Source organism: Geodermatophilus chilensis (assembly GCF_002802985.1).
Classification (GTDB): Bacteria; Actinomycetota; Actinomycetes; order Mycobacteriales; family Geodermatophilaceae; genus Geodermatophilus; species Geodermatophilus chilensis.
Genome location: NZ_NVPT01000079.1, coordinates 1 through 26,234, shown reverse-complemented (window position 1 = coordinate 26,234; position 26,234 = coordinate 1). Strand labels below are relative to the sequence as shown.

The 26,234-nt window shown below is 72.9% G+C and carries 25 protein-coding genes and 4 tRNA genes; 26 read left to right on the top strand and 3 right to left on the bottom strand.

Annotation, left to right across the window (positions count from 1 at the left end; translation table 11 throughout):
• The first annotated feature begins 118 nt into the window (after nucleotides 1-118).
• A complete protein-coding gene (locus CNO22_RS14600) occupies nucleotides 119-1,588 on the top strand; it encodes a hypothetical protein (protein WP_100500057.1) in 1,470 nt (489 codons plus the stop codon).
• Nucleotides 1,589-1,685: 97 nt separating this feature from the next.
• On the opposite strand, the gene CNO22_RS14595 is transcribed toward CNO22_RS14600, so the two are convergent.
• A complete protein-coding gene (locus CNO22_RS14595) occupies nucleotides 1,686-2,177 on the bottom strand; it encodes a YajQ family cyclic di-GMP-binding protein (RefSeq protein ID WP_100500056.1) in 492 nt (163 codons plus the stop codon).
• A 105-nt stretch (nucleotides 2,178-2,282) separates the two neighbouring features.
• Here CNO22_RS14595 and CNO22_RS14590 point away from each other — a divergent pair.
• Nucleotides 2,283-2,364 (top strand) — tRNA-Tyr (locus CNO22_RS14590).
• 54 nt (nucleotides 2,365-2,418) lie between these two features.
• Here the strand turns inward: CNO22_RS14590 and CNO22_RS14585 are convergent.
• Nucleotides 2,419-2,850, bottom strand: a complete 432-nt coding sequence (locus CNO22_RS14585; RefSeq protein WP_100500055.1) for a pilus assembly protein TadG-related protein — start codon at nucleotides 2,848-2,850, stop codon at nucleotides 2,419-2,421.
• A 685-nt stretch (nucleotides 2,851-3,535) separates the two neighbouring features.
• Between CNO22_RS14585 and CNO22_RS14580 the strand changes: the two genes are divergently transcribed.
• From CNO22_RS14580 to CNO22_RS14550, 7 genes are all read left to right on the top strand, one after another.
• A complete protein-coding gene (locus tag CNO22_RS14580) occupies nucleotides 3,536-6,076 on the top strand; it encodes a putative bifunctional diguanylate cyclase/phosphodiesterase (RefSeq protein WP_100500054.1) in 2,541 nt (846 codons plus the stop codon).
• Between the two features lie 67 nt (nucleotides 6,077-6,143).
• Nucleotides 6,144-6,216, top strand: a tRNA-Thr gene (locus CNO22_RS14575).
• Nucleotides 6,217-6,276: 60 nt separating this feature from the next.
• Nucleotides 6,277-6,350, top strand: a tRNA-Met gene (locus CNO22_RS14570).
• An 81-nt stretch (nucleotides 6,351-6,431) separates the two neighbouring features.
• Nucleotides 6,432-6,596: a 50S ribosomal protein L33 gene (gene rpmG, locus CNO22_RS14565; RefSeq protein ID WP_091156778.1), complete on the top strand. Its 165-nt coding sequence runs from the start codon at nucleotides 6,432-6,434 to the stop codon at nucleotides 6,594-6,596.
• Between the two features lie 32 nt (nucleotides 6,597-6,628).
• Nucleotides 6,629-7,075 (top strand): MaoC family dehydratase N-terminal domain-containing protein, encoded by a 447-nt coding sequence (locus tag CNO22_RS14560; protein WP_100500053.1) that lies wholly within the window; start codon nucleotides 6,629-6,631, stop codon nucleotides 7,073-7,075.
• A complete protein-coding gene (locus CNO22_RS14555; RefSeq protein ID WP_100500052.1) occupies nucleotides 7,072-7,500 on the top strand; it encodes a MaoC family dehydratase in 429 nt (142 codons plus the stop codon). Before CNO22_RS14560 ends, CNO22_RS14555 begins: the two co-directional genes overlap by 4 nt.
• Nucleotides 7,497-8,930 (top strand): gluzincin family metallopeptidase, encoded by a 1,434-nt coding sequence (locus tag CNO22_RS14550; protein WP_232807040.1) that lies wholly within the window; start codon nucleotides 7,497-7,499, stop codon nucleotides 8,928-8,930. The genes CNO22_RS14555 and CNO22_RS14550 overlap by 4 nt, the downstream gene beginning before the upstream one ends.
• 21 nt (nucleotides 8,931-8,951) lie before the next feature.
• On the opposite strand, the gene CNO22_RS14545 is transcribed toward CNO22_RS14550, so the two are convergent.
• Nucleotides 8,952-10,199, bottom strand: coding sequence for a pyridoxal phosphate-dependent aminotransferase (locus tag CNO22_RS14545; RefSeq protein ID WP_100500051.1), 1,248 nt, complete (start codon nucleotides 10,197-10,199; stop codon nucleotides 8,952-8,954).
• Between the two features lie 241 nt (nucleotides 10,200-10,440).
• Here CNO22_RS14545 and CNO22_RS14540 point away from each other — a divergent pair.
• The 17 genes from CNO22_RS14540 to CNO22_RS14460 all read left to right on the top strand — a co-directional run bounded on the left by CNO22_RS14540 (nucleotide 10,441) and on the right by CNO22_RS14460 (nucleotide 26,065).
• A tRNA-Trp gene (locus CNO22_RS14540) sits at nucleotides 10,441-10,513 on the top strand.
• Between the two features lie 109 nt (nucleotides 10,514-10,622).
• A complete protein-coding gene (gene secE / locus CNO22_RS14535; protein WP_198588335.1) occupies nucleotides 10,623-11,171 on the top strand; it encodes a preprotein translocase subunit SecE in 549 nt (182 codons plus the stop codon).
• A gap of 39 nt (nucleotides 11,172-11,210) precedes the next feature.
• Nucleotides 11,211-12,113 carry a transcription termination/antitermination protein NusG gene (nusG, locus tag CNO22_RS14530; RefSeq protein ID WP_198588334.1) on the top strand — a complete coding sequence of 301 codons (903 nt, stop codon included), beginning with the start codon at nucleotides 11,211-11,213 and terminating at the stop codon, nucleotides 12,111-12,113.
• Nucleotides 12,114-12,159: 46 nt separating this feature from the next.
• Nucleotides 12,160-12,588, top strand: coding sequence for a 50S ribosomal protein L11 (gene rplK / locus CNO22_RS14525; protein ID WP_012950499.1), 429 nt, complete (start codon nucleotides 12,160-12,162; stop codon nucleotides 12,586-12,588).
• A 188-nt stretch (nucleotides 12,589-12,776) separates the two neighbouring features.
• Nucleotides 12,777-13,496 carry a 50S ribosomal protein L1 gene (rplA, locus tag CNO22_RS14520; protein WP_100500049.1) on the top strand — a complete coding sequence of 240 codons (720 nt, stop codon included), beginning with the start codon at nucleotides 12,777-12,779 and terminating at the stop codon, nucleotides 13,494-13,496.
• Nucleotides 13,497-13,954: 458 nt separating this feature from the next.
• Nucleotides 13,955-14,572, top strand: a complete 618-nt coding sequence (rplJ, locus tag CNO22_RS14515; protein ID WP_100500048.1) for a 50S ribosomal protein L10 — start codon at nucleotides 13,955-13,957, stop codon at nucleotides 14,570-14,572.
• A gap of 17 nt (nucleotides 14,573-14,589) precedes the next feature.
• The gene (gene rplL / locus CNO22_RS14510; protein WP_091381031.1) at nucleotides 14,590-14,985 is read left to right on the top strand and encodes a 50S ribosomal protein L7/L12; all 396 of its coding nucleotides are present in this window, start codon (nucleotides 14,590-14,592) and stop codon (nucleotides 14,983-14,985) included.
• 254 nt (nucleotides 14,986-15,239) lie between these two features.
• On the top strand, nucleotides 15,240-16,361 hold the full coding sequence (locus tag CNO22_RS14505; protein ID WP_100500047.1) for an ABC transporter ATP-binding protein: 1,122 nt from the start codon (nucleotides 15,240-15,242) through the stop codon (nucleotides 16,359-16,361).
• Nucleotides 16,358-17,173, top strand: a complete 816-nt coding sequence (locus CNO22_RS14500; RefSeq protein WP_232807039.1) for an MlaE family ABC transporter permease — start codon at nucleotides 16,358-16,360, stop codon at nucleotides 17,171-17,173. The genes CNO22_RS14505 and CNO22_RS14500 overlap by 4 nt, the downstream gene beginning before the upstream one ends.
• Complete coding sequence (locus CNO22_RS14495) at nucleotides 17,173-18,039, top strand: MlaE family ABC transporter permease (protein WP_232807038.1); 867 nt, start codon at nucleotides 17,173-17,175, stop codon at nucleotides 18,037-18,039. Before CNO22_RS14500 ends, CNO22_RS14495 begins: the two co-directional genes overlap by 1 nt.
• A 7-nt stretch (nucleotides 18,040-18,046) precedes the next feature.
• A complete protein-coding gene (locus CNO22_RS14490) occupies nucleotides 18,047-19,417 on the top strand; it encodes an MCE family protein (RefSeq protein ID WP_100500046.1) in 1,371 nt (456 codons plus the stop codon).
• A 73-nt stretch (nucleotides 19,418-19,490) separates the two neighbouring features.
• The gene (locus CNO22_RS14485) at nucleotides 19,491-20,522 is read left to right on the top strand and encodes an MCE family protein (RefSeq protein WP_100500045.1); all 1,032 of its coding nucleotides are present in this window, start codon (nucleotides 19,491-19,493) and stop codon (nucleotides 20,520-20,522) included.
• A complete protein-coding gene (locus CNO22_RS14480) occupies nucleotides 20,522-21,553 on the top strand; it encodes an MCE family protein (RefSeq protein WP_100500058.1) in 1,032 nt (343 codons plus the stop codon). Before CNO22_RS14485 ends, CNO22_RS14480 begins: the two co-directional genes overlap by 1 nt.
• A 150-nt stretch (nucleotides 21,554-21,703) precedes the next feature.
• Entirely contained in the window at nucleotides 21,704-22,945 is a 1,242-nt protein-coding gene (locus CNO22_RS14475; protein WP_100500044.1) for an MCE family protein, read from the top strand.
• A complete protein-coding gene (locus CNO22_RS14470; protein WP_100500043.1) occupies nucleotides 22,942-24,177 on the top strand; it encodes an MCE family protein in 1,236 nt (411 codons plus the stop codon). Before CNO22_RS14475 ends, CNO22_RS14470 begins: the two co-directional genes overlap by 4 nt.
• The gene (locus tag CNO22_RS14465) at nucleotides 24,174-25,442 is read left to right on the top strand and encodes an MCE family protein (RefSeq protein ID WP_157936949.1); all 1,269 of its coding nucleotides are present in this window, start codon (nucleotides 24,174-24,176) and stop codon (nucleotides 25,440-25,442) included. The genes CNO22_RS14470 and CNO22_RS14465 overlap by 4 nt, the downstream gene beginning before the upstream one ends.
• Nucleotides 25,443-25,447: 5 nt before the next feature.
• Complete coding sequence (locus tag CNO22_RS14460; protein ID WP_100500041.1) at nucleotides 25,448-26,065, top strand: hypothetical protein; 618 nt, start codon at nucleotides 25,448-25,450, stop codon at nucleotides 26,063-26,065.
• Nucleotides 26,066-26,234 lie beyond the last annotated feature (169 nt).

Below are 26,234 nucleotides of genomic sequence, written 5' to 3'. Positions count from 1 at the left end.
ATGATGTGTACCCAATTGCTTGCTCGAGTGTGAGTGACTGTGTTTCTACGCTATCTTTTTTTTGTACTGCTACGCCGACCACCGTGGTCTCCACGTAGGGGGTCGTCGGCAGCGTCAGATGTGTATCAGCGCCAGCCCGAGGACGACGGCCCCTGCGGCCGCCCCGCCGGAGCCGGCCCACGGTGCACGCCGCGCCCGTCGCGGACTCGTCCTGGCCGGGGCGGCCGCAGGTGCCGTCGTCCTCGGGGGCGCCGGCTACGCCGCGGCGTCCTACCTCTCCGGCGGCGGCCCGCAGCCGGAGGAGGTGCTCCCCGCAGACACCCTCGGGTTCGTCAAGCTCGACCTCGACCCGGCCGCCGGACAGAAGGCCGCGGTGGCCTCCCTCCTGCAGGAGTTCCCGCACCTGAGGACCGGAGGGGACGACGGCGACCTGAGGAGCGCGCTGATCACGCCGCTGCTCGAGGACGACCCCTGGGGCCTCTCCTACAGCGACGTCGAGCCGTGGCTGGGCGACCGGATGGCTGTGGCCGCGGTCCCCGAGCCCGGTATCGAGGCCGGGGTCGCCCCCGTCGTCGTCCTCGCGGTCACCGATGAGGAGGCGATGACCGACCGGCTCGGCGCGGTGGAGGACGCCGACTTCGCGTTCGCCGTCCGCGACGACCACGTCCTCATCAGCCAGACCCAGGAGACCGTCGACCGCTTGGTCGCCACGGCCGCCACCCTCGCCGACGACGAGGACTACACCGGCGACCTGGCGGCCCTCGACGGCGATCAGGTCGCCGTCGCGTGGGCCGACCTCGCAGGCCTGGGGGGCGTCCTCGGCGAGACCGTGCCGTCGGCCGGCGCCGGCTTCGGCGGCCAGCCGCTCACCGGGCGCGTGGTCCTCGGCGTGCACGCCGAGTCCGACGCGCTCGAGGTCGAGGGCCTGACCCGTGGTGCCACGGCGCCCACGGGCCCCGTCGCCGCCACCGAGCCCACCCGCCTCGTGCTCGACCTGTCCGAGGACACGCTCGCCGCCCTGTCGGTCAGCGGGCTCGGGGACGCCACCGCGGCGGCCTGGGCCACCGCGTCGGGGTCCGGCGTCCCACCCGAGGTCCGGGAACAGCTCGCCGCCCTGGGTCTCGACCTGCCCGACGACCTGCGCACCGTCCTGGGCGACGACCTCGTCCTGGCCGTCGTCGGCGACGTGACGGCCCCGCAGTTCGGTGCCCGCGCCGTGACCGACGACCCGCAGGGGGCCGTCCAGGTCCTCGGTGAGGTGCTCGGCAGCCCCGAGATCGGCCTCCCGGTCGCCACCGTGCCCCTGGAGGACGGCTACGTCCTGTCCACGGACCAGGTCCTCGTGGACGCGCTGACGGAGGACGGCGGGCTCGGTGACTCCGCGGCGTTCCGGGCCGCCGTCGCCGATCCGGACACCGCCGGGGTCATCGGCTTCGTCGACCTGGGTGCGCTGGTCGACCAGTTCGCCGCGCAGGGTGGCGACGCCGCGGCGGAGGCCGAGCGGTTCGCGGCGCTGGGCGCTCTCGGCTTCAGCGCCACCGCCACGGACGACGGCGGCCGCGTCGTCCTGCGGGTCACCACCCGCTGACCCACCGGCGACGGCCGGGCAGGACACCGCGCCTGCCCGGCCGTCGCCGTGAGTGGCTGGGCCCGCACGGGCGCCGCGGTGGGCGCCCGGCCGTCGATCAGCGGTAGTTGTCGAACTGCAGGGCGACGTCGAGGTCCTTGCCGCGCAGCAGCTGCTGGACCGCCTGGAGGTCGTCGCGCTTCTTCCCGCTGACCCGCAGCTGGTCGCCCTGGATCTGGGCCTGGACGCCCTTCGGCCCCTCGTCCCGGATGATCTTGGCGATCTTCTTGGCCGTGTCGGACTCGATGCCCTGCTTGATGCGGGCGCCGATCTTGTACGACTTGCCGGAGGACTGCGGCTCGCCGGCGTCCAGCGACTTCAGCGAGATGTTCCGCTTGACGAGCTTGTCCTTGAACACCTCGAGCGCGGCCGTGACCCGCTCCTCGGTGTCGGCCTGCAGCGTGACGCCCTCCTCGCCGGCCCAGGCGATGGTCGCGTTGGTGCCACGGAAGTCGAAGCGCTGCGAGAGCTCCTTGGCAGCCTGGTTGAGGGCGTTGTCGACCTCCTGGCGGTCGACCTTGCTCACCACGTCGAACGACGAGTCGGCCATGTGTCGGTGCTCCTTGTCCTCTGTCGTCCACCGGCCGTGGGTGCGTCCCCGGGCCACCACCCGGGCCGGTCTCCGCTGTCTTGTACGCTCTCCCGGTACCACCACGGCGGGTTGCCCGAGTGGCCAATGGGAGCGGACTGTAAATCCGTCGGCTTAGCCTACGAAGGTTCGAATCCTTCACCCGCCACACCCGGTACACGTGGCCCCCGACCTCTGCAGAGGTCGGGGGCCGCGGCGCGTCTCAGGGGGCGGTCGGCGCCCGGGCGCCGGCGACGGCGGTGCGCTCCAGCGGCTGCCCGCCGAGGAAGAGCCAGCCGAACGCGATCTCGACGTAGCGGGTGCACCGCACCGTGACCTCGACGCCGTCGGTCTCGGTGGACCAGGACTGCAGCACCGTCCCACCGTCGGCCAGCTGGTCGGCGACGGCCGCCTGCGTGCTGGCCCGGGTCAGCGGCAGCGCCGTCCCGACACCGGTGGCGTACAGGGCCGCCTCGTCGGTGGCGTTGGCCGCGGCCAGCGCCGCGCCGTCACAGATCGACTGCACCTGCTGCTGCTCCAGGAAGGCGTCGGACGCGGCGATCGCACCGAAGGCCATGAGGGCGGCCACCAGCCAGCACACCAGGACCAGCGGCAGCGTCGAGCCGCGCTCGGCGTCCTCCCCGTCCCGTTGCACGCGGCGCAGCGTAGGTGGCCGTCCGGCCTGTCCACGAGCTGTGGACGGCGTTGTGGAGCGCTGTGGACCCGATCGGGGGATCCCCGGCCGGGCGCAGGCGCGCCTGTGGACCCACCGCGACACGCCGGCGTGGTCGAGCCCCACCCGCCCCTCGGCTCCCCGCTGTCACAGGAATCGCGGGTGTACCCCGAGAGGGGTACACACTGTCACATGACGTGACGTTCGGTGACGGCATGACGCCCGATCGTGTCGGACTGATCAACAGTGCTTGCCTCCAACGGGTGACGGGCAGCAATCTCTCGGGCGCGGTCCGTACCCAACGCTCTGCCCCCGCGCCTGGACGACTGCCCTGTATTGCGAAAGCAGTCCTTCATGCCTGAGGAGGCGTCATGAGCAGCACTGTCTCGACGATCAACACCCGCGGTCACAAGTGGAGCCGGGGGCACAAGTGGAGCCGGGGCCACAAGTGGAGCCGGCAGGCGGCCTGACCTCCTGACCCCTCCGCTGCCGACGCGACACCACGTCGACCGACCGTCGACCGTCGCGGCGGCTGCGGGCTCACGTGACGCCGGGGGCGCCTTCCCCTCACTCATCGGAGGGGAAGGCGTTGGGAAGCCCCTGGTGGGGTGGCGACCCGCTGTTAGCCTCGGCTCCGCCCATCTCCCCCCGGCGAATACAGGTGTCAGTGGCCGAGCAGGACGCCCCGGTACAGCGCTGGCCAGTGGCCGCGCTGGGGCCCGCCGCCATCGGCTGGCTCAGCCTTCTCATCGCACTGCCGGCGGCCATCTGGGTCGGGTCCACCGGTTTCCGGCCGGTGAACCCGGTGATCGTGGTCGTCATCCTGGCCGGCCTCGTCGTAGCCGAGTGCTACAACCTCCACGTCGAGTTCCGTCGACAGGGCGTGTCGATCTCGGCGACGGAGCTGGTCTTCGTCGTGGCCCTCGTCGAGGTGGGTCCCACCTGGACCGCACTCACGCGGGCCCTGGCGGTCGGGGTTGTCTGTATCGCTCAGCGCTTCAGTCCCGCCAAGGTCATCGCCAACACGGCGGTGGCGGTCGTCGAGGTAGCCGTCGCCTTCGGCGTGCTGCAGCTGCTGCCGGTCGGAGCGGTGACGGAGCCGGTCACCTGGCTGTCCTACCTGGTCGCCGTCGCCCTCGCCACGCTCGTGGGCGGTGTGCTGATCCGTCTCGCGATCATCGCCACGCAGGGGTACCCCGGCCGAGCCCTGTGGACCAGCCTGTTGCTCGCCACCGCAACGGTCACGCCCATGGCGGTCCTCGTCGGGCTGTCGGTGTTGCTCCTCGTCGACGCCACGGCGTGGTCGCTGCTGCTCGTCGCACCGCTCACGACGGGCCTCGTCCTCCTCTCCCGGCGGTTCGCCGCGGTGTCCCGCGAGAGGCAGGACCTGGAGAAGGTCTATGCCTTCGCCCGCCAGGTGGAACAGATCGGAGCCGACGAGGACGGCCCGAGGCGTCTCGTCGAGGCGATCCGCGAGCTGTTCAACGCCGAGCGCGTGGCGCTGTGGCTGCCGCCGTACCTGGACGAGGAGCCGCGGCTCGTCGTCGCCTCGGATGACGGCCGGAGCTGGTACGACGGCCCGAGTGACCCGGACGACCTCATCCGGCGGCAAGCCACCGAGGGGGCGGTCGAGGGGCCGCTCCTGGTGTCACTCGCCCGCGCCACCGAGGCTGAGGCGGTCGCCCTCTCCCGCCGCGGTGCCCACGATCTGCTCGCCGCGCCGGTGGCCACCGCCGCCGGGGAGCCCGGCTACCTCGAGGTGTGCGACAGGCGCCACGACATCGTCACGTTCGCCGATGGCGACCGGGCGGCGCTGGACTCCATGCTCACCCACGTCAACGCCGCGATCCGGCAGCAGCAGCTGCTGACCCAGATCCGCTACGACGCCGACCACGACCGGCTCACCGGCCTGCCCAACCGTCAGCGGCTCGCGGTGGAGATTGACCAACTGCTGGCCGCAGACCCGGTGGCCGGCCGCGCGGGCCTCATCCTCGCCTCGTTGGACAACTACGCCGAGGTCACCGACACCCTCGGTCACGCGGCCAGCGACGAGCTGCTGCTGGTCACCGCAGGCCTGCTGCGCGAGCACGCGCCGCCGCAGGCGCTCCTGGCGCGCATGGAGGGCGAGCAGTTCGCCGTCCTGCTGCCCGGGCTGTCGCTGCCCGCGACCGAGCGGGCCGCGCGGCGGCTGCGCGAGGCGACCTCGACGCGCGCCCGGGTCGCCGGCCTGGACCTCGAGGTCACGCTGACCATCGGTGTCGCCGCGGCCCCGGTGCACGGCGCGGACTCCGGCACACTCATGCAGCGGGCCGACGTCGCGCTGCTGGCCGGCGCGGGCAAGAGCGGCGTGGCCAGCTACCACCCGGTGCTCGACCAGCAGAGCCTGCGCCGCCTGCAGCTGGGCACCGAGCTCGAGCAGGCCATGGCCGACGGCGACATCAGCGTCGTCTTCCAGCCGATCATCGACGCCCGCACCTCGGACATCGTGTCGGTCGAGACCCTGGTGCGCTGGGCGCACCCGCGCTACGGGTCGATCGCGCCGGACGAGTTCATCCACCTGGCCGAGCAGATCGGCCGGATCGGGCCGCTGACCGACCACGTGCTGGACCTTGCGTTGGCCCGCTGCCGGCGTTGGCTGGACCAGGACATCGCGCTGTCGGTGGCGGTCAACCTCTCGGCCCGCTGCCTCACCGAGCCGGACCTGGTCGACCGGGTGCGGCGCGCGCTGCGCCGCCACGCCGTCCCCGGCGAGCTGCTGACCCTGGAGCTCACCGAGGGCAGTGTCGTCGACGACTCCGTGCGCAGCGGCACCGTCCTGGCCGACCTGCACGCCCTGGGGCTGCGGCTGTCCATGGACGACTTCGGGACCGGCTACTCCTCGCTGTCCCAGTTGCGCCAGCTGCCCATCGACGAGGTGAAGATCGACAAGTCCTTCGTGCTGGGGATGGCCACCAGCCAGGGGGAGTCCTTCATCGCCCGCTCGATCATCGAACTGGCGCACAACCTGGGGCTGCGGGTGGTCGCCGAGGGCGTCGAGGACGAGCTGACCCGCAACCTGCTGGCCGAGATGGGCTGCGACAAGCTCCAGGGCTTCCTGGTCAGCCGGCCGCTGCCCGACCAGCGGCTCGAGAACTGGATCCTGGCCCGCACCGGCGTCCGCTCCGCCGTCCCCGGCACGCCGCACCGGCGCCTGTTCGTGCGGTCCTGAGCGCGCCGGGACCCCCTGCGACAGACCCCCGGAGGCGTCAGGTAGAGTTCCTGACGGCTCGAAGCCCGCCCCTTTAGCTCAGTCGGCAGAGCGTCTCCATGGTAAGGAGAAGGTCTACGGTTCGATTCCGTAAAGGGGCTCTGGAACAACACAGTGGCCGCTCGGCCCGGTCGCCGAGACCGGGTCGCACGGCCACGTCCGGCGGTGTAGCTCAGCCAGGCAGAGCAAGCGGCTCATAATCGCTGTGTCACCGGTTCAAATCCGGTCACCGCTACTCCCGACGGACCCCACGTGTGGGGTCCGTCGCCGTGTCCGGCGTCCGTCGGTCGCGGATCGACAAGGCGAGGAGCGCCCCGTGGCAGCCACCGACATCCGTCCGAAGATCACCCTGGCCTGCCAGGAGTGCAAGAGCCGGAACTACATCACGCGCAAGAACCGGCGCAACGACCCCGACCGGCTCGAGCTGAAGAAGTTCTGCCCGAAGGACCGCAAGCACACGGTGCACCGCGAGACCCGCTGACCCAGCGGTTTCGCGAGAGGGAGGGCGGGAGCATGGCGCTCGATCCGGCACTGGTCGGGCGCGGCTACCCGCCCTCCGCCGTCTACGAGGTCGGCCGGCAGAAGATCGCCGAGTTCGCCGAGGCCATCGGTGCGGCCGACCCGGTGCACCGGGACGCCGAGGCCGCTCGCGCGGCCGGCTACCCCGACGTGATCGCCCCGCCCACCTTCGTCATCGTCCTGACGCTGTCGGCGGCGGGTGTCGTCGTCGAGGACCCCGACGTCGCGCTCGACTACAGCCGCGTCGTCCACGGGGAGCAGCGCTTCACCCACCACCGGCCCATCCGCGCCGGTGACCGGCTGGTCGCCACGCCCACCATCGAGGCCGTGCGCAGCGTGGGTGGCAACGACCTGCTCACCACCCGGGTGGACGTCGCCACGGAGGACGGCGAGCCGGTCTGCTCGGCCACCTCGATGCTCGTCGCCCGGGGGACCGCATGACCGCGACCGTGCGCGCCGCCGACATCGCCGTCGGCACCGAGCTGCCCGAGCAGACCTACCCGGTCAGCCGCGCGGACCTCGTCCGCTATGCCGGCGCCTCCGGCGACTTCAACCCCATCCACTGGAACGACCGCGTGGCCACCGAGGTCGGCCTGCCCGGCGTGATCGCGCACGGGATGCTCACCATGGCGCTGGCCGCCCGCGCGGTGACCGCCTGGGCCGGCGACCCGGGCGCGCTGGTCGAGTACCACGTGCGGTTCGGCCGGCCGGTCGTCGTGCCCGACGACGACGCCGGCGCGCAGGTGACCGTCCGCGGCAAGGTGGGCACGCTGGGCGAGGACGGCCGCGCCCGCGTGGACCTCACCGTCACCAGCGGCGGTGAGAAGGTGCTCTCGCTGGCCCGCGCCACCGTTCAGCTGGCGTGAGTGCGCGGCGGCGCCTGCTCGCGCTCGGCGCCGTCCTGCTGCTGCTCCCCGGCTGCGGAGCCTCCTTCGTCGACACGTTCGCCGCCGAGCGGTCGGCCGTGCCGCAGGAGCCCGCGGCGCCGCCGTCCGACGGCGACTGCGCGCAGCGCGCCGAGCCGGACCCCGACCGGCCGGTCGTCGAGCTGGACCTCCGGCTGGACGACGACCTGCGCACGGTCACCGGCACCGAGAGCGTCGTCTTCACCCCCGATCTGCCCACCGACGAGCTGGTCTTCCGGCTGGTCCCCAACGGGTCCCGGCCGGCCGCCGCCGGCAACCGTCTGGTCGTCGACGCCGCGCGCGGGGACGACGTCGCCGGCAGCGGCTACGAGGACGCCGGTGCCGAGGGCCCCGGTGGGCTGTTCGTCGTCCGGCTGGACGGGGAGCTGGCGGCCGGCGAGGCGACCGAGGTGGCCCTGGACTTCACGCTCGCCCTCGGCCAGGGCGGCTTCGAGCGGGTGGGCGCGGCCGACGGCGTCTCCTGGTGGGCCAGCGGCGCGCCGCTCCTGGCCTGGGAGCCCGGCGTCGGCTGGGCCCGGGACCCGTTCGTCGACGTGCCCGGCGAGACGGCGACGAGCCCGGTCGCCGACACGACCGTCGCGGTCTCGGCCCCCGAGGCGCTCACCGTGCTCATGACCGGCGACCAGGCCGAGCCCTCCGCGCCGCAGGACGGCCGGCGCACCTGGACGTCGGTCGAGCCGGTGGCCCGGGACGTCAGCGTCGCCGTGGGGGAGTTCGACACCGCGAGCGCCACCGGCGACGGCGGGGTCGAGGTCACGACCGGCGTGCTGCCCGGCGCGGACGTCGCGGCCCGCGAGCTCACCGCGTGGACCCTGACCGCGATCGACCAGCTCGAGGCCCGCTTCGGACCCTTCCCGTACGCGACGCTCACCGTCCCGCTGCTGGCCGACGACGGCGGCGGCATCGAGTACCCCAGCTCGATCCTGCTGGCCGGCGCCGACCGGCTGGTGCTGCTGCACGAGGTTGCGCACATGTGGTTCTACGGGATGGTCGGCGACTCCCAGTTCCGCGATCCGTGGCTGGACGAGGCGTTCGCCACCTACGCCGAGTCGGTCGCCTCCCCGGTGTCCGCGGACGACGCGGCGCGGGTGCTGGGCACGCCCGGTGACGTCGGTGCCGCGATGGACCAGTTCGACACCGCCGCGGGCTACTTCCGCCGCGTGTACGGCAAGGGCGGCGCCGCGCTCGTGACCGCCCGCGAGGCCGCGGGCGCCGAGGCGTTCGACGCCGCCTTGCGCTGCTACGTCGACGCCAACGCGTGGACCATCGCCACCCCGGACGACGTCGCGCGGGCGCTGGCGGACCTGCCGGCGGCGCTCGACGTCCTCACCGGGGCAGGCGCCCTGGACGAGGACGACCTCCCGGGGTAGCTCCGGCCCCGTCCCGGGTCCTCACACGAGCAGCCGCTGCATCCGGGTCACGCCCTCGACGAGGTCGTCGTCGCCCAGTGCGTAGGACATCCGCAGGTAGCCCGGCGTGCCGAAGGCCTCACCCGGGACGACGGCGACCTCCGCCTCCTCGAGGATGATCTCGGCCAGCTGCACGCTGTCCTCCGCCGTCCGGCCGGCGATCGAGCGGCCGAGCAGCGCCTTGACCGACGGGTAGACGTAGAACGCGCCGCGCGGCTCCGGGCAGGCCACCCCGGGGATCTCGCGCAGCATCGACACGATCGTGCGCCGCCGCCGGTCGAAGGCCTCCCGCATCGCGGCCGCGGCCGACAGGTCACCGGTCAGCGCGGCGACCGCGGCCGCCTGGGACACGTTCGCGACGTTCGAGGTGGCGTGCGACTGCAGGTTGGTGGCGGCCTTGACGACGTCGGCGGGTCCGACCACCCAGCCCACCCGCCAGCCGGTCATCGCGTAGGTCTTGGCGACCCCGTTGACGACGACGCAGCGGTCGGCCAGCTCCGGCACGACGACCGGCATCGACGGCGCCGTCGCCCCGTCGTAGGTGAGGTGTTCGTAGATCTCGTCGGTGAGCACCCACAGGCGGTTCTCGTGCGCCCAGCGGCCGATCTCCTCGACCAGCTCGGGCGGGTACACCGCGCCGGTCGGGTTGGACGGCGAGCAGAACAGCAGCACCTTGGTCCGCGGCGTCCGGGCGGCCTCGAGCTGGGCCACCGACACCAGGTAGCCGCTCTCCTCGTCGGCCACGACCGGCACCGGCACGCCGCCGGCCAGGGCGATCGCCTCGGGGTAGGTGGTCCAGTACGGCGCGGGCAGGAGTACCTCGTCGCCGGGGTCGAGCATCGTGGCGAAGGCCTCGTACACGGCCTGCTTGCCGCCGTTGGTGACCAGCACGTTGGCCGGGGTGACCTGCAGCCCCGAGTCGCGCGCGGTCTTGGCGACGATCGCCTCCTTGAGTGCCGGCAGCCCGCCCGCGGGGGTGTAGCGGTGCATCGCCGGCTGACGGCAGGCGGCGACGGCGGCCTCGACGATGTAGTCCGGCGTCGGGAAGTCCGGCTCACCGGCGCCGAAGCCGATCACCGGCTTGCCCGCGGCCTTGAGCGCCTTGGCCTTGGCGTCCACCGCCAGCGTCGCCGACTCGGCGATGGCGGCGATGCGGCGGGAGATGCGCCGGTCGGCGGGCGACGGCACGGCGGACGGGGCAGCGGACTCCGAGGGGGAGACGGCGGTCATGGCCCCCATCATGTCGGAGGACGGTGTGCGCGGTCGCCTCCGATCCCGACTGCGACCTCGCCGCCGGCTCTCGCGCCCGGCACGGGGGTGGCCCTGCCCGGCGGGTTCACTGCCGTCGTCTGCGGTCCCGTACACTGGCTGTCCTGGGGCCACTGACCCCGCCACCGGCGTGCCCCGGAACCCCTCGCGGGAACGGTGTCGGCCGGAGCGGGAACGCGGTCCCGGGCCCGGCCCAGGGCACAGGGGTGTAGCTCAATTGGCAGAGCAGCGGTCTCCAAAACCGCAGGCTGCAGGTTCAAGTCCTGTCACCCCTGCCCGTGCCGCCGGCTCCCCGCCGGCGACGTGCACGACCCGTACGACAGCACGACCACCGACCGTCGGCCCGAGGACAACGGCCACCACCAGCGAGGCGAGCGAGGCGCAGTGAGCGACGAGAAGCCGGCACGCGAGGGCGACCCCCGCGCCGCCTCCGACGCCGAGCCGATCGACGAGCAGCTCGACCGCGAGGCGCCCGGCGTCGCCGACGCCGCCGAGCTGGAGGCCGCCGAGGCCGAGGTCGCCGCCGAGGCCGAGAGTGGCGAGGACAAGGTGGTGTCCGCGCGCCAGACCGGCGCCCGCCGGGGTGGCCGGATCACCACGGGCGACGACGAGGACGAGGAGCCGGCCCCCCGTTCCCGCCGGGCCGCCCGCGAGCGCACGCTGTCCCGCCCTGCCGGCCGGCCCGCCGAGGGCGGTGCGACCCGGTCGCGGGCTGCCGCGGAGCGCGACCGCGCCGCCGAGACCCGGCAGCGGCGCAGCCTCCGGCGGTTCCTCCGCGAGGTCGTCGCGGAGCTGCGCAAGGTCATCTGGCCCGGGCGCCGCGAGCTGATCACCTACACGACCGTCGTCATCGTCTTCGTGGCCTTCATCGTCGCCCTGGTGGCCGGCCTGGACCTCCTCTTCGCCCAGGGCGTGCTCGCCGTCTTCGGCTGAGCCCACCCGCGCCTGCACCACCGACAAGGAAGAGACACCGTGACCGACCCCCGCGAGCCGTTCGAGACCGACAGCGCCGTCGAGGCCACCGACCTCGACGACGCCCGCTTCGACGTGCGCGGCACCGCGGACGTCGAGACCGGCGCCGGCGAGACCGGGGCCGCCGAGGGCTCCGTCGACACCACCGGCCAGGACGCCCTCACCGGCGTGGCCGACGTGGCGCCCGCCGTGGAGAGCGGTGAGCCCGACAGCCTGACCACCGACCCGCTGGCCGCGCCGGCGCCGTCATCCGACCTCGACGAGCTGGGCGACCGGACCGAGGACGACGAGGACGAGGACCCGGCCGAGGCGATGCGCAAGGTGCTGCGCAGCCAGTTCGGCGACTGGTACGTCATCCACTCGTACGCCGGCTACGAGAACAAGGTGAAGACCAACCTGGAGTCGCGCATCCAGTCGCTCGACATGGAGGACTACATCTTCCAGATCGAGGTGCCCACCGAGGAGGTCACCGAGATCAAGAACGGCAAGCGCACCCAGGTCAACCGGAAGAAGCTGCCCGGCTACCTGCTCGTCCGCATGGACCTCAACGACGAGTCCTGGGGCGCGGTGCGCAACACCCCCGGCGTCACCGGGTTCGTCGGCGCGACGTCCCGCCCCTCGCCGCTGAGCATCGACGAGGTCGTCAGCCTGCTGGCACCCGCGGCCGGCCCGCAGACGACGAAGACGGCGGAGACGACGAGCACCGCCACCACGGCCGCCCCGACCGCCGTCGTCGACTTCGAGGTCGGCGAGTCGGTCACCGTCATGGACGGCCCGTTCGCCACCCTCCCGGCCACGATCAACGAGATCAACGCCGAGCAGCAGAAGCTGCAGGTGCTGGTCTCCATCTTCGGCCGGGAGACGCCGGTCGAGCTGTCGTTCAACCAGGTCCAGAAGATCTGATCCGGTCGCCCCTCCTGCGACCCGATCTGCTGAGAAGAAGGAAGTCATGCCCCCCAGGAAGCGGTTGACCGCGGTCATCAAGCTCCAGATCAACGCCGGTGCGGCCACCCCCGCGCCGCCCGTCGGTCCGGCGCTGGGCCAGCACGGCGTCAACATCATGGAGTTCTGCAAGGCCTACAACGCCGCCACGGAGTCGCAGCGCGGCAACGTGATCCCGGTCGAGATCTCGGTCTACGAGGACCGCTCGTTCACCTTCGTCACCAAGACCCCGCCGGCGGCGCGCATGCTGCTCAAGGCGGCCGGTGTGGAGAAGGGCTCCGGCGAGCCGCACAAGACCAAGGTCGCCACCGTCACCCGCGACCAGGTCCGCGAGATCGCGCAGACCAAGATGGCCGACCTGAACGCCAACTCCCTCGACGAGGCGGAGAAGATCATCGCCGGCACCGCCCGGTCGATGGGCATCACCGTCCAGTAGGAGGACCCCATCCTCCCCACCCTCCGCAGGCTCGGGGTGGGACCCGGGACGGGGCCGGAAGCCGCCGGGCTCCGGCGGCGTTCCACCGACGGGTCCACGAAGGGCCCGTTCGAGCACTCGTGGGAGGGCCTCGCCAGGCCCGTGCACCACACGACTCCCGGCCGACGAGCCGGGGGAGAGGAACCACCATGGCGAAGCACGGCAAGAAGTACCGCGAGCTGGCCGCGAAGGTCGACCGCGAGAACCTCTACACCCCGCTGCAGGCGGCCTCCCTGGCCAAGGAGACGTCGCCGACGGCCTACGACGCCACCGTCGAGGTGGCCATGCGCCTGGGCGTCGACCCGCGCAAGGCCGACCAGATGGTCCGCGGCACCGTCAACCTGCCGCACGGCACCGGCAAGACCGCCCGCGTCATCGTCTTCGCGACCGGTGACAAGGCCGCCGAGGCGGAGGCCGCCGGCGCCGACGTCGTCGGCGCCGACGACCTGATCGAGCGCATCCAGGGCGGCTTCCTGGACTTCGACGCTGCGATCGCCACCCCGGACCAGATGGCCAAGGTCGGCCGGATCGCCCGCATCCTCGGCCCGCGCGGCTTGATGCCGAACCCGAAGACCGGCACGGTGACCCCCGACGTCACCAAGGCGGTCAACGACATCAAGGGCGGGAAGATCAACTTCCGCGTCGACAAGCAGGCCAACCTGCACCTGGTGATCGGCAAGGCCTCGTTCGACCAGACCAAGCTGGTGGAGAACTACGCCGCGGCCCTCGACGAGGTGCTGCGCGCCAAGCCGGCCGCCGCCAAGGGCCGCTACGTCAAGAAGGTCACCATCTCCACCACGATGGGCCCGGGCATCCCGGTCGACCCGAACCGCACCCGCAACCTGACGGTGGACGAGCCCACCGCCTGAAAAGCACCCCCTGCCCCCGCCACTCGCGAACTCGCGGCGGGACCCTGCAGGGGGCGTCCTCCTCACCCCTCGCAGGCTCGGGGTGAGCCTCGGGACGGGCCGCACGAGGGCCCCGCAGCGCACGTCGCGGCGGGGCCCTCGGCGTCTCCGACGACCGTCTTCGCCGGGTGAGGGCGTCGCTGCCGCCCGGGTGAGGACGGCGACAGCGGCGTCGACTCGACGAGATGTATGCTGGGCCCGTTCCCCCCACGACCGCTGGTCGTCGCACGTCCGCGTGCGATCGAAGGTCCCGGAGTCCGGGCGGCCCGCGCAGGAGGACGGTTCGATCGACGCGGTGCCGTGTGCCCGCGTTCTTCGCCCCGTGCGCCTGCGCCGGGGCGTTCCTCGTCTCCGGGCCCGGTTGATCGCCCGTCGTCGTGCACCGGCCGGTGGTCCGCCCGACAGACGAGAGGAGGCCCATGCCCACGCAGGCGAAGGCCGCGGTGATCGACGAGATCACCGAGCGGTTCCAGTCGTCCAGCGCGGCGGTGCTCACCGAGTACCGCGGGCTGACCGTGGCCCAGCTGACCCAGCTGCGCCGTTCCCTCGGTGAGGGCAGCAGCTACGCCGTCGTCAAGAACACCTTGACGAAGCGGGCCGCGGAGCAGGTCGGCCACGCCGACCTGGCGCCGCTGCTCAACGGCCCGACCGCGATCGCCTTCATCGAGGGCGACCCGGTCAACGCGGCCAAGGCCATCCGTGACTTCGCGCGCGCCAACCCGCTGCTCGTGGTCAAGGGCGGCGTGGTCGAGGGCCGCACGGTCGGCGCGGCCGAGGTCACCGCCCTCGCCGACGTCGAGCCGCGCGAGGTCCTGCTGGCCAAGCTGGCCGGCGCGATGATGGGCAACCTCAGCAAGGCCGCGGGTCTGTTCCAGGCCCCGCTCTCGCAGGTCGCCCGGCTGGCCGCCGCGCTGCAGGAGAAGAAGCCCGCCGAGGGCGCCGACTCCGCCGCCGCCGCCCAGGCCTCGGATGACGTAGCTGCTGACACCACCACCGACACCGCTGACGCCGCGGACGCTGCGGCCAGCACCGACTGACCCCAGAAGGAGAGATCATGGCCAAGCTGTCCACCACGGAGCTGCTCGACGCGTTCAAGGAGATGACGCTGCTCGAGCTGTCCGACTTCGTGAAGCAGTTCGAGGAGACCTTCGAGGTCACCGCTGCTGCCCCGGTCGCCGTCGCGGCCGCCCCGGCCGCCGGTGGCGCCGGCGACGGCGGTGCCCCGGCCGCCGAGGAGCAGGACGAGTTCGACGTCATCCTCGAGAGCGCCGGTGACAAGAAGATCCAGGTCATCAAGGAGGTGCGCGGCCTGACCTCGCTCGGCCTCAAGGAGGCCAAGGACCTGGTCGACGGCGCGCCGAAGCCGGTCCTGGAGAAGGTCGACAAGGACGCCGCCGAGAAGGCCAAGGCCGCGCTCGAGGGCGCCGGCGCCACCGTCACCGTCAAGTGACCCCCTCCCCGGCCGTCTGACCGGGGAACGCACCCCCTGGCACGACCCGCAGGGGCCGTCCTCCACCTGGAGGGCGGCCCCTGCGTCGTCCGCGCGTCCCCGTCCGGGTGGACCCTGCGGCCCACCGTCCGTGCAGGTGAGAGCCGGGTCACCGGCTTCCCGTGACGTACGTAACCTCAGCCCGGCCCTCTCGTTACTGATCGGTAGGGCGGTCGACCGGCACCGGTGCCGGGAGCGGACGGAGGAGGACGAGCGTGGGCGTCGCGGTCCAGGTGGAGGGGCTCAGCAAGTCCTTCGGCAGCCAGAACATCTGGAGCGACGTCACCCTGACGCTGCCGCCCGGTGAGATCTCGGTCCTGCTCGGCCCCTCGGGCACCGGCAAGTCGGTGTTCCTCAAGTCGCTCGTCGGCCTGCTCAAGCCCGAGCGCGGCTCGATCGTCATCAGCGACACCGACATCGTGCGGTGCGGGGAGTCCCGGCTCTACGAGGTCCGCAAGCTCTTCGGCGTCCTGTTCCAGGACGGCGCGCTGTTCGGCTCGATGGACCTGTTCGACAACATCGCCTTCCCGCTGCGCGAGCACACCCGGAAGGGCGAGTCGGAGATCCGGCGCATCGTCCTCGAGAAGATGGAGATGGTCGGTCTCCAGGGCGCCGAGGGGAAGCTCCCCGGCGAGATCTCCGGCGGCATGCGCAAGCGCGCGGGGCTGGCCCGGGCGCTGGTCCTCGACCCGGAGATCGTGCTGTTCGACGAGCCGGACTCCGGCCTCGACCCGGTCCGCGTGGCCTACCTCAACCAGCTGATCGTCGACCTCAACGCGCAGATCGACGCCACGTTCCTCATCGTCACCCACGACATCGGCACTGCCCGCACCGTGCCGGACAACCTCGGGCTGCTCTTCCGCCGGCACCTGGCGATGTTCGGCCCGCGCGAGCAGCTGCTCACGTCGCAGGAGCCGGTGGTCCGGCAGTTCCTGAACGGCCGCCGTGAGGGGCCCATCGGGATGAGCGAGGAGAAGGACGTCGCCCAGGTCGAGGCCGAGATGGCGGCCCTGGAGGCGCGCGGCGGGGACCAGCACAACGGCGTCGGCCCCAAGGGCGCCACCGGTGGGGACGCCGTCCCGCCGCAGCTGCCGCCCTCGCCCGGGCTGCCCGAGCGCCAGGCCGTCCGCCGCCGGCAGGAGCGGGTCGCGCGGATGCTGCACACCTACGACCCGGCCACGGCCGACGCCATCCGCGCCACGCTGCCCGCCGACCTGCTCACCCAGGCCGACGCCGGGGTCTTCGAGCCCACGCCCGTCGCGGGTGGCCGGCACTGGGCTGCCGACGACGAGGTCGGGGAGGCCCGCGTGCTCCCGGCGCCACGGGGCCGGCGGTGAGCGCCCCCGAGGAGCCGCAGGCCCCGGGGCTGCTCGACGGGAGGTACTCGCCGACGCGCCCGCTGCGGGCCAGCGGCAACCTGTTCGCCTTCGCCCTCGACGTCGCCCGGTCGCTGCCCAAGCGGCCGTTCCAGCTGCGCGAGTTCGTCCAGCAGACCTGGTTCGTCGCCAGCGTGACGATCCTGCCGACGGCGCTGGTGGCGATCCCGTTCGGCGCGGTCATCGCCCTGCAGCTGGGCTCGCTGACCCGCCAGCTCGGCGCCCAGTCCTTCACCGGGTCCGCCTCCGTGCTCGCGGTCCTGCGCGAGGCCAGCCCCATCGTCACCGCCCTGCTCATCGCCGGCGCCGGCGGCTCGGCCATCTGCGCGGACCTCGGCGCCCGCAAGATCCGCGACGAGATCGACGCGATGGAGGTGCTGGGCATCAGCCCGATCCAGCGCCTCGTCGTCCCCCGGGTGCTGGCCTCGATGCTGGTCGCCGTCCTGCTCAACGGCCTGGTCAGCGTGGTCGGCGTCGTGGGCGGCTACTTCTTCAACGTCGTCCTCCAGGGCGGGACGCCGGGCGCCTACCTGGCCTCGTTCAGCGCGCTGGCCCAGGTCGAGGACTTCTGGTCCGGCGAGATCAAGGCGCTGGTCTTCGGGCTGATCGCCGGCATCGTCGCCTCCTACAAGGGGCTGACCGCCGGAGGGGGGCCCAAGGGCGTCGGCGACGCGGTCAACCAGGCCGTCGTCATCACCTTCCTGCTGCTGTTCGCGGTCAACTTCGTGCTGACGGCCGTGTACTTCCAGCTCGTCCCCCCGAAGGGGGCGTGATGGCCCTCCTCAACCCGGTGGACCGGGTCCGCCTGGGCCTGCGCCGGCTCGCCGGCACCGCCCGTCGTCCCCTCGACACCCTCGACGACCTCGGCGACCAGCTCGGCTTCTACGGCCGGGCGCTCGGCTGGGTGCCGCGGACGCTGCGCCGCTACAAGCGGGAGACCCTCCGGCTGCTCGCAGAGGTCAGCTTCGGCACCGGTGCGCTGTCCGTCATCGGCGGCACCGTCGGCGTCATCGCGTTCCTGTCCTTCTTCACCGGCACCGAGGTCGGCCTGCAGGGCTACGCGGCCCTGGACCAGCTGGGCACCTCGGCGTTCACCGGCTTCCTCTCCGCGTACTTCAACACCCGGGAGATCGCCCCACTGGTGGCCGGCCTCGCGCTGTCGGCCACCGTCGGCTGCGGCTTCACCGCGCAGATCGGCGCCATGCGGATCAACGAGGAGATCGACGCCCTCGAGGTCATGGGCGTGCCCTCGCTGCCGTTCCTGGTGACCACGCGGATCGTCGCCGGCTTCATCGCGGTCATCCCGCTGTACGTGATCGGCCTGCTCTCGAGCTACTTCGCGACCCGGACCATCGCCACGCAGGCCTACGGCCAGTCGGCGGGCACCTACGACCACTACTTCAACCTGTTCCTGCCCCCGCAGGACGTGCTCTGGTCGTTCGCCAAGGTGCTGGTCTTCGCCGTCGTCATCATCCTGACCCACTGCTACTACGGCTACCGGGCCTCCGGCGGCCCGGCCGGCGTGGGCCTGGCCGTGGGACGCGCGGTCCGGTTCTCGATCGTCGCGGTGAACGTCATCGACCTGTTCCTGAGCCTGGCGATCTGGGGCTCGACGACGACCGTCCGGATCGCGGGGTGAGCGGGCGATGAACGTCCTCCGTCGGCGGCTGCAGGGCCTGGCCTTCCTCGTGGTGATCGCCCTGCTGCTGGGGCTGTCGGTGGCCCTCTACACCAAGGCGTTCACCGAGGTGGCCCGCGTGACGCTGGAGACCGACAGCGTCGGCAACCAGCTGCAGGAGGCCTCCGACGTCAAGGTGCGCGGAGTCCTCGTCGGCGAGGTGCGGGAGGTCTCGGCCAGCGGGGACGGCGCCCGCATCGAGCTCGCCATCCTCCCCGAGCACCTCGCGCAGATCCCGGCCGACGTCACCGCCCGGCTGCTGCCCAAGACGCTGTTCGGCGAGCGGTACGTGGCGCTGCAGCTGCCCGAACAGCCCTCCGCCGAGCGGCTGGCCGACGGTGACGTCATCCCCCAGGACCGCACCGAGAACGCCGTCGAGCTGCAGCGGGTCATCGACGACCTGCTGCCGCTGCTGCAGGCCGTCGAACCGGAGGACCTGAGCTACACCCTCGGCGCGGTCGCCGGGGCACTGCGCGGCCGGGGCGAGGACCTCGGCCGCAACCTCGCCTCGATCGGCGACTACGTCGGGGAGCTCAACACCGTGCTGCCGCAGCTGCAGGCCGACATCACCGGGCTCGCCGACGTCGCCGACACCTACGAGGGGGCGGCCGACGACCTGCTCGCCGTCCTCGACGACCTCGCCGTCACCGCGACGACGCTGGTCGACCAGGCCGAGCAGCTGCGCCGCACCTTCACCGTGGTCGGCAGCTCGTCGGCGACCGCCGCCGGCTTCCTGGAGACCAACGAGCGCAGCCTCATCTCGCTGGCCGACAGCTCCCGGCCGATCCTCGGGCTGCTCGCCGAGTACTCGCCGGTGTACCCGTGCCTGCTCGACGGGCTGACCCGCTTCAACCCGATGATCACCGAGGCCTTCGGCGGGGACGGCGACCCGGCGCTGAACCTCAACATCACCGTCACGATGCCGCCGCGGAACCCCTACCAGCCCGGCGACCAGCCGGCCTACGTCGACCGCTCGGGACCGGACTGCCGGGGCCTGGACGACATCGACGCGATCATCGCCGCCGCCGAGCGTGGCGAGTACTACTGCCCGACCCCGTCCGACGACGGCGTGGACTCCCCGGACAACCCGCAGACCGGCAACCCCGTGTGCCTGGGCGGCAGCGGCCCGGACGACGGCGCCGGCGACCACGACCGGGCCACCCCGACGGCGCGGGCCGGCAACGCGGTGCCCTTGCGGCTGGCCGGGTCGACGGCGGAGCTGGACTTCGTCCGCAGCCTGCTCGCCCACCAGTCCGGAGTGGCCCCGGAGGACGTCCCGGACGTCTCGGCGGCGACCCTGGCGCCGGTGCTGCGCGGGACGCAGGTGGTGGTCCCGTGAGCGGGCACCGCAGCGAGGAACGGGCGAGGAGCGGAGCGGACGTCCGCGGATCGGTGGGAACGCCGTGAGGAGCATGACCGCGCCGCTGGTCAAGCTGGTCGTCTTCGCGCTGGTCACCGTGCTGGCCAGCTACGTGCTGGTCACGACGATCACCAACGCCGGGTACGGCGACCAGGTCGCCTACCGCGCCCAGTTCAGCGATGTCGCCGGTCTCGTGGAGGGCGACGAGGTCCGCATCGCCGGCGTCCGCGTCGGCCAGGTCACCGGGATCGGGCTGGCCGAGGGCACCAACGACCCGGTGGCCGAGGTGGCTCTCGAGGTCTCCTCCGCGGTCCCGCTGCCGTCCGGCGTGCAGGCCACCATCCGCTACCGCAACCTGGTCGGGCAGCGTTACGTCGCCCTGACCGAGGGGGAGGGGTCGGCCGGCCGCACGCTGGAGGCGGGGCAGGTCATCCCGCTGGCCCGGACCAGGCCCGCGCTGGACCTCACCACCCTCTTCGGCGGGTTCCAGCCGCTGTTCCAGGCGCTCTCGCCGGAGGACGTCAACCGGCTGTCGTTCGAGATCATCCAGGTGTTCCAGGGCGAGGGCGGCACCGTGGAGAGCCTGCTCGGCCACGTCGCCTCGCTGTCGTCGTCCCTGGCCGACCGCGACGCCGTCATCGGCAGCGTCATCGACAACCTGACCACCGTGATGGGCACCCTGGCCGAGCGCGACCAGCAGCTGTCCGGGCTCATCGTGAGCCTCCAGCAGTTCGTCACCGGCCTGGCCGAGGACCGCGACGCGATCTTCGACTCGCTGCAGACCGTCGACCAGCTCGCCGTGACCACCAGCGGGTTCCTCGAGCAGGCCCGCCCGCCGCTGCAGCAGGACATCACCGCCCTGGGCGACCTCGCGGGCAACCTGGCCGACAGCGGCGACGTCCTGGAGGGCTTCCTGCAGCTGGCCCCGACCAAGATCGACCTGATCACGCGGACGGCGGTCAACGGCAGCTGGTTCAACTTCTACATGTGCCGGGCCTCGGGCTACGTCGTCCTGCCCGGTGAGACCAGCGGGACCCAGGTCCCCGAGGGTGGCCTGTCCACCGGCGGCGAGGGGTGCGGCTGATGGCCCGTCGGTCGAAGCCCTTCCGCGACCGGAACCCGGTCGTCGTCGGCGCGATCAGCCTCGGCGTGATCGCCGCCCTGGTCCTGCTCGCGTTCAACGCGCAGTCGCTGCCGCTCATCGGCGGGGGGACGGTCTACCGCGCCCAGTTCTCCGAGGCGGCCGGCCTCAAGCCCGACGACCCGGTGCGGGTGGCCGGCGTCAAGGTCGGCCAGGTCGAGAGCCTGGCGCTGGAGGACGGCGCGGTCACCGTGGAGTTCCGGGTGAGGGACGCCTTCGTCGGTGACCGCTCCCAGGCCGCCATCAAGATCGAGACGGTGCTGGGCGCCAAGTACCTCGCGCTCGTGCCGCGGGGCGGCGCGCCGCTGGACCCCGAGGAGCGGATCCCGCTGGATCGCACGGCGTCCCCCTACGACGTCGTCGAGGCCTTCGCCGACCTCTCCACCACCGTGCAGGAGATCGACACCGCGCAGCTGGCCGGCTCCTTCGAGGTGCTCGCCGAGACCTTCGCCAGCACGCCGGAGGAGGTGCGGACCTCCCTGGCGGGGCTGGCCCGCCTGTCGGACACGATCGCCACCCGCGACGCCGAGCTCGAGCGGCTGCTCACCGCCACCCGGGACGTGACCCAGGTGCTCGCCGACCGCAACGGCGAGTTCACCCGGCTCATCCAGGACTCGAACGCGCTGCTCACCGAGGTGCAGGAGCGGCGGCAGCTGATCGACGCCATCCTCACCAACACCCAGACGCTGGCCGACCAGCTCACCGGCCTGGTGGCCGACAACCGCGAGGCCCTCACCCCGGCCCTGCAGCAGCTAGCCACCGTCACCGACATCCTGTCCCGCAACCGGGCGGCCCTCGGCGAGACCGTCGCCAACCTGGCGCCGTTCGTCACAGTGTTCACCAACACCCTCGGCAACGGCCGCTGGTTCGACAGCTTCGTCGACAACCTCGTCCCCGGCGTCGTCGGTGCGGCCGTCTGTGGCGGCACCGCGCAGGTGCCCGGCGGCCTCGTGTCCTGTGGGGAGGCACCGTGAGAGAGCTCGCGAGCTCGCGCATGAGAAGAGCACAGGCCGGCACGGGGCTGACGAGCGCCAGCGAGGAGGCACCGTGAGCGAGCTCGCGAGCTCACGCATGAGCAGAGCACCGGCCGGCACGGGGCTGACGAGCGCCAGCGAGGAGGCACCGTGACCGGACCCCTCCAGCGCACCGTCGCGCTGGCCGCCGCGCTCGTGCTCGTCGGCGCGCTCGGCTGGACGGTGCTGCGTCCCGCCGGTCAGTACCGCGTGACCGTCTGGTTCAGCTCCGCCGTCGGCGTCTACGCGGGCGGTGACGTGCGGATCCTCGGCATCGACGTCGGCGAGATCACCGACGTGGTGCCGGCCGGTGACCGGGTGCGCGTCGACATGCTGGTCGACGAGGACTACGACATCCCCGCCGACGCGAACGCGGTGGTCCTCGCGCCGTCGCTGGTGTCCGACCGCTACGTGCAGTTCGCCCCGGTCTACGACGGCGGCGCCACCCTCGCCGACGGGGCCGAGCTGCCGCTCGAGCGCACCGCCGTGCCGGTCGAGCTCGACGCCGTCTACGGCGCACTCGACGACCTGTCCGCGGCGCTGGGCCCGACCGGCGCCAACGCCGACGGGGCGCTGTCGGACCTGCTCGCCGTGGGGGCGGACAACCTCGAGGGCAACGGCGACGCCCTGGGCAGCACGCTGACCGGGTTCTCCCAGGCGGTGCAGACCCTCTCGGAGAACCGGGACGGGTTGTTCGGCTCGATCGAGAACCTGCAGACGTTCACCTCGGCCCTGGCGTCCATCGACGCCCAGGTGGCCCGGTTCAACGAGGACATGGCCGCGGTGCAGGCCCAGCTGGCGGGCGAGCGGGAGGACCTGGCCGCGGCCGTGCGGCTGCTCTCGCAGGCCCTCGGGGAGGTCGCGACCTTCGTGCAGACCAACACCGCGCTGCTCACCACGAACGTCGACCGGCTGGCCGACGTCACCCTGGTGCTGGTCCAGCAGCGCCAGGCGCTGGCCGAGGTGCTCGACGTCGCCCCGGCCGCGATCGGCAACCTGGCGCACGCCTACAACCCCGACTTCGGGACGCTCGACACCCGCGACAACTCGGTGGGCTCGACCGCACCCGAGGTGGTCGTCTGCCAGCTGCTGGCCCAGTCCGGCCGGCTGCAGCTGGCCGGCGTCGACGCCGGCGACCTGCCGGCCTTCCTGCAGCTGCCGCCGACCGAGCAGATCTGTGCGCGGCTGCTCTCCGGCGACCCGGGCAACGACGGCACCGTCGACGACCTCGACGGCAACGGCGTCCCCGACCTGCAGGACCTGCTCACGCGGGTGTTCGGCAGTGGCACCGCGCCGGCCGGCGGCGGCGCGTCGCTGGTCGGCGTGCCGCCGGTCACCGGGGGCGCGCAGTGAGCCGGCGGGTCACGGCGCTGGCCGCCGGCGTCCTGCTGCTGTCCGGCTGCGGGTTCCGGGGCGCCTACTCCCTGGACCTGCCCGGCGGCGCGGACCTCGGCGAGGAGGCCTACGCGGTGCAGATCCAGTTCGCCGACGTCCTGGACCTGGTGCCGCAGGCCGGCGTCCGGGTGGCCGACGTCCCCGTCGGCCGGGTGGAGTCCGTCGAGCTCGGCGACGACTGGACGGCGCTGGTGACCGTCGAGGTCAACGGCGACGTGGAGCTGCCCGCCAACGCGGTGGCGATGATCGGGCAGTCCTCGCTGCTCGGCGAGAAGTTCGTGGAGCTGGCCGCCCCCGGCAACGAGGAGCCCCGGGGGGAGCTGACCGACGGCTCGCTCATCGCGCTGGACCGCACCAACCGCAACGTCGAGGTCGAGGAGCTGCTCGGCGCCCTGTCGCTGGTGCTCAACGGCGGCGGGCTGGCCCAGCTGCAGACCATCAACCGCGAGCTCGGCGTCGCGCTCGAGGGCCGCGAGGACGCGATCAGGACCACGCTGCGCGAGTTGGACACCCTGATCGGTGGGCTGGACCAGCAGCGCGACGAGATCGGCCGCGCCCTCGACAGCATCGACGCCCTCGCGGCCGGCCTGGCCGAGCGCACCGAGACGATCGAGACCGCGCTCGACACGATCGGCCCGGGCCTGGACGTGCTCACCGAGCAGCGCGACCTGCTGGTCGCGATGCTCGACAGCCTGGCCCGCCTCGGTGAGGTCGGCACCCGGGTCGTGAACCAGGCCGGCGCGAACACCGTCGAGGACCTGCGGCTGCTGCAGCCGGTCATCAGCCGGCTCGCCGCCGCGGGCCCGGACCTGGCCGGCTCGCTGGACCTGCTGCTGACCTACCCCTTCCCGGCCAGCTCCCTGTCGGCGCTCAACTACCGCCAGGACCTGCGCACCGGCGGCTACGGGCTGTTCACCAACATGACGGCGTCCCTCGCCTTCGACCTCCGCGAGCTGCTCTGCCGGTACGCCGTCGGCCCGGTCACCGGCGCGGTGGTCGAGCTGGACCCGCAGGACCTCGCCGGCGACGAGTGCGGCACGCCGGGCTCCCCGCCGGGGAACTCCGGCAGCGGGACGACGACCGGCCCGTCGGCGTCGGGCCGCGGGGACGGGGCCGGCCCGGCGCCCACCCCGGGGAGCGGCACCGGGCCCGCCGGCGTGCCGGACGTGCTGACGGGAGGCGCCCCGTGATCACCCGTAAGGTCAGGGTGCAGCTCCTGGCGTTCGCCGCCGTGGCGCTGCTCGGGATCTCCTACGTCGGCTTCACCTACGTCGGGCTGGACCGGCTGCTGCTGGGCACCGGCTACGACGTCGCGGCCGACTTCGAGGACTCGGGGGGCATCTTCGTCAACGCTGAGGTCACCTACCGCGGCGTCTCGGTCGGCCGGGTCACCGACATGGCGCTGGTGGACGACGGCGTCCGGGTCACGCTCAGCATCGAGCCCGGCGCCGGGCCGATCCCGGCCGACACCGACGCGGTCGTCGCCACCCGCAGCGCGGTGGGGGAGCAGTACGTCGACCTGCGCCCGGCCGCCGCCGACGGACCGTTCCTCGAGGACGGCGCGGTCATCCCGCGGGACCGGACGGCCATCCCGATCCCCGTCGAGCAGCTGCTGCTGGACGTGGACGAGCTGGTCACCTCGCTGGACCCCGACGACCTGCGGGTGGTCGTCGACGAGCTGGGGCGGGCCTTCGCCGGCTCCGGTGACGACCTGACCCGGCTGATCGACAACGGCGACCTGCTGCTGGCCCGGGCGCAGGAGTCGCTGCCGCAGACGCTGCAGCTGATCACCGACGGGCAGACGGTCCTGGACACCCAGGTCGCCGGCCGCTCGGCGATCCAGCAGTGGGCGGCCGACCTGCGGCGGGTCACCGACACCCTGGTCGAGATCGACCCCGACCTGCGCGGCCTGGTCGTCAACGCGCCCGACGCCGGCGCCGCGCTGCAGGAGCTGGTCGACCGCGGCGGCCCGGGCCTGGGCTCGCTGGTGCGCAACCTCGACGTCCTCAACGGCGTCTACAACCCGCGGCTGGCCGGCCTCGAGCAGCTGCTGGTGACCTACCCCGACGTGGTGTCCGGCGGGTTCACCGTCGTCCGCAACGACGGCGGCACCATGCGCGCCCACTTCGGGTTGGTGCTCAACCCCGGCGAGCCGCACGCCTGCGTCAGCGGCTACACCTCGACCGGGCGGACCCGCAGCCCCGGCGCGGTCGCGGCCCTGGACACCGACGCCGTGGGCTGCGACGTGGTCGCCGGCCGGGACCCCGACCCGGGGGACGACGTCGACGAGTCCGGCTCGAACATCCGCGGTGCGGAGAACATCGGCGGGGACGGCGGCGTCGGCGCCCCGGGTCCGCAGGACCGGGCCGCCCCCGGGGCCCCGGCCACCGCCGTCCTCGACGAGGTGGTCGGCGGGCTGCTCGACGCGGTCCCCTTCGCCCGGACGCTGGGCTGAGCGGCGTGGCCACGACCCCGGTGCAGGACACCGACGCGCCCACGCCCCCGACCGACGCGGCCCCGCAGCGGCGCACCGGCAGGATGGCCCGCGTGACCAGCGACGACCAGCCGGGCCGGGAGGACGCCGGACGCCGCCGTCCTCCCGTGCCGCTGGTGCCGGTGCTGGCCGTGCTGCTGGTGGCGCTGCTCGCCGGCATCGGGACCCTGCTGTGGCCGCGGCTGACCGCGCCGGAGTCCGCGGTGCGCACCGACACCTACGTCGAGGTGCTCCAGGCGGCCCGCTCCGGGGTGGTCGACCTGACCTCCTTCGACCACCTCACCCTCGACGAGGACATCGAGCAGGTGCGGCGGGTGGCCACCGGCGACCTGGAGGAGGAGTCCCTGGCGCAGCTCGAGGACCGGCGGCAGGAGCTCGTCGACGCCCAGGCGGTGGTGAGCACCGAGGTGGTCGGCGCCGGGGTGACCCGCGCGGAGGAGGACGAGGCGACGGTGGTGCTGGTCATCCAGTCCACGCAGCAGAGCACGGCCGGCCCGCAGGCCCAGGTGCTGCGCTACCGGATCCAGACCGAGCTGGTGCGCGAGGACGGCCGCTGGCTGCTGTCCGGGATCAGCGGGCGGTGAGCGGGATGAGCGACGAGCGCCCGCGCCCGGGGCGGAGCGGGGGCGGGTCGGGGCCGCGCCCCGGGACCGGCCCCGGCTGGCTCTGATACACAACTGGAGCTGCCGGCGACTCCCAACGTGTAGATCTCGCTGGGCGACGGATGACTAACAAAAAACACACGGAGAAAAA

Excerpts from the sequence above, each read along its gene's own strand:
- CNO22_RS14595 (WP_100500056.1), bottom strand. The coding sequence starts at position 2,177 with ATGGCCGACTCGTCGTTCGACGTGGTGAGCAAGGTCGACCGCCAGGAG.
- CNO22_RS14490 (WP_100500046.1), top strand. The coding sequence starts at position 18,047 with ATGAACGTCCTCCGTCGGCGGCTGCAGGGCCTGGCCTTCCTCGTGGTG.
- CNO22_RS14480 (WP_100500058.1), top strand. The coding sequence starts at position 20,522 with ATGGCCCGTCGGTCGAAGCCCTTCCGCGACCGGAACCCGGTCGTCGTC.
- rplL (WP_091381031.1), top strand. The coding sequence starts at position 14,590 with ATGGCCAAGCTGTCCACCACGGAGCTGCTCGACGCGTTCAAGGAGATG.
- CNO22_RS14545 (WP_100500051.1), bottom strand. The coding sequence starts at position 10,199 with ATGACCGCCGTCTCCCCCTCGGAGTCCGCTGCCCCGTCCGCCGTGCCG.
- rplJ (WP_100500048.1), top strand. The coding sequence starts at position 13,955 with ATGCCCACGCAGGCGAAGGCCGCGGTGATCGACGAGATCACCGAGCGG.
- CNO22_RS14560 (WP_100500053.1), top strand. The coding sequence starts at position 6,629 with ATGGCGCTCGATCCGGCACTGGTCGGGCGCGGCTACCCGCCCTCCGCC.
- CNO22_RS14600 (WP_100500057.1), top strand. The coding sequence starts at position 119 with ATGTGTATCAGCGCCAGCCCGAGGACGACGGCCCCTGCGGCCGCCCCG.
- CNO22_RS14555 (WP_100500052.1), top strand. The coding sequence starts at position 7,072 with ATGACCGCGACCGTGCGCGCCGCCGACATCGCCGTCGGCACCGAGCTG.
- rplA (WP_100500049.1), top strand. The coding sequence starts at position 12,777 with ATGGCGAAGCACGGCAAGAAGTACCGCGAGCTGGCCGCGAAGGTCGAC.
- CNO22_RS14485 (WP_100500045.1), top strand. The coding sequence starts at position 19,491 with ATGACCGCGCCGCTGGTCAAGCTGGTCGTCTTCGCGCTGGTCACCGTG.
- rplK (WP_012950499.1), top strand. The coding sequence starts at position 12,160 with ATGCCCCCCAGGAAGCGGTTGACCGCGGTCATCAAGCTCCAGATCAAC.
- CNO22_RS14495 (WP_232807038.1), top strand. The coding sequence starts at position 17,173 with ATGGCCCTCCTCAACCCGGTGGACCGGGTCCGCCTGGGCCTGCGCCGG.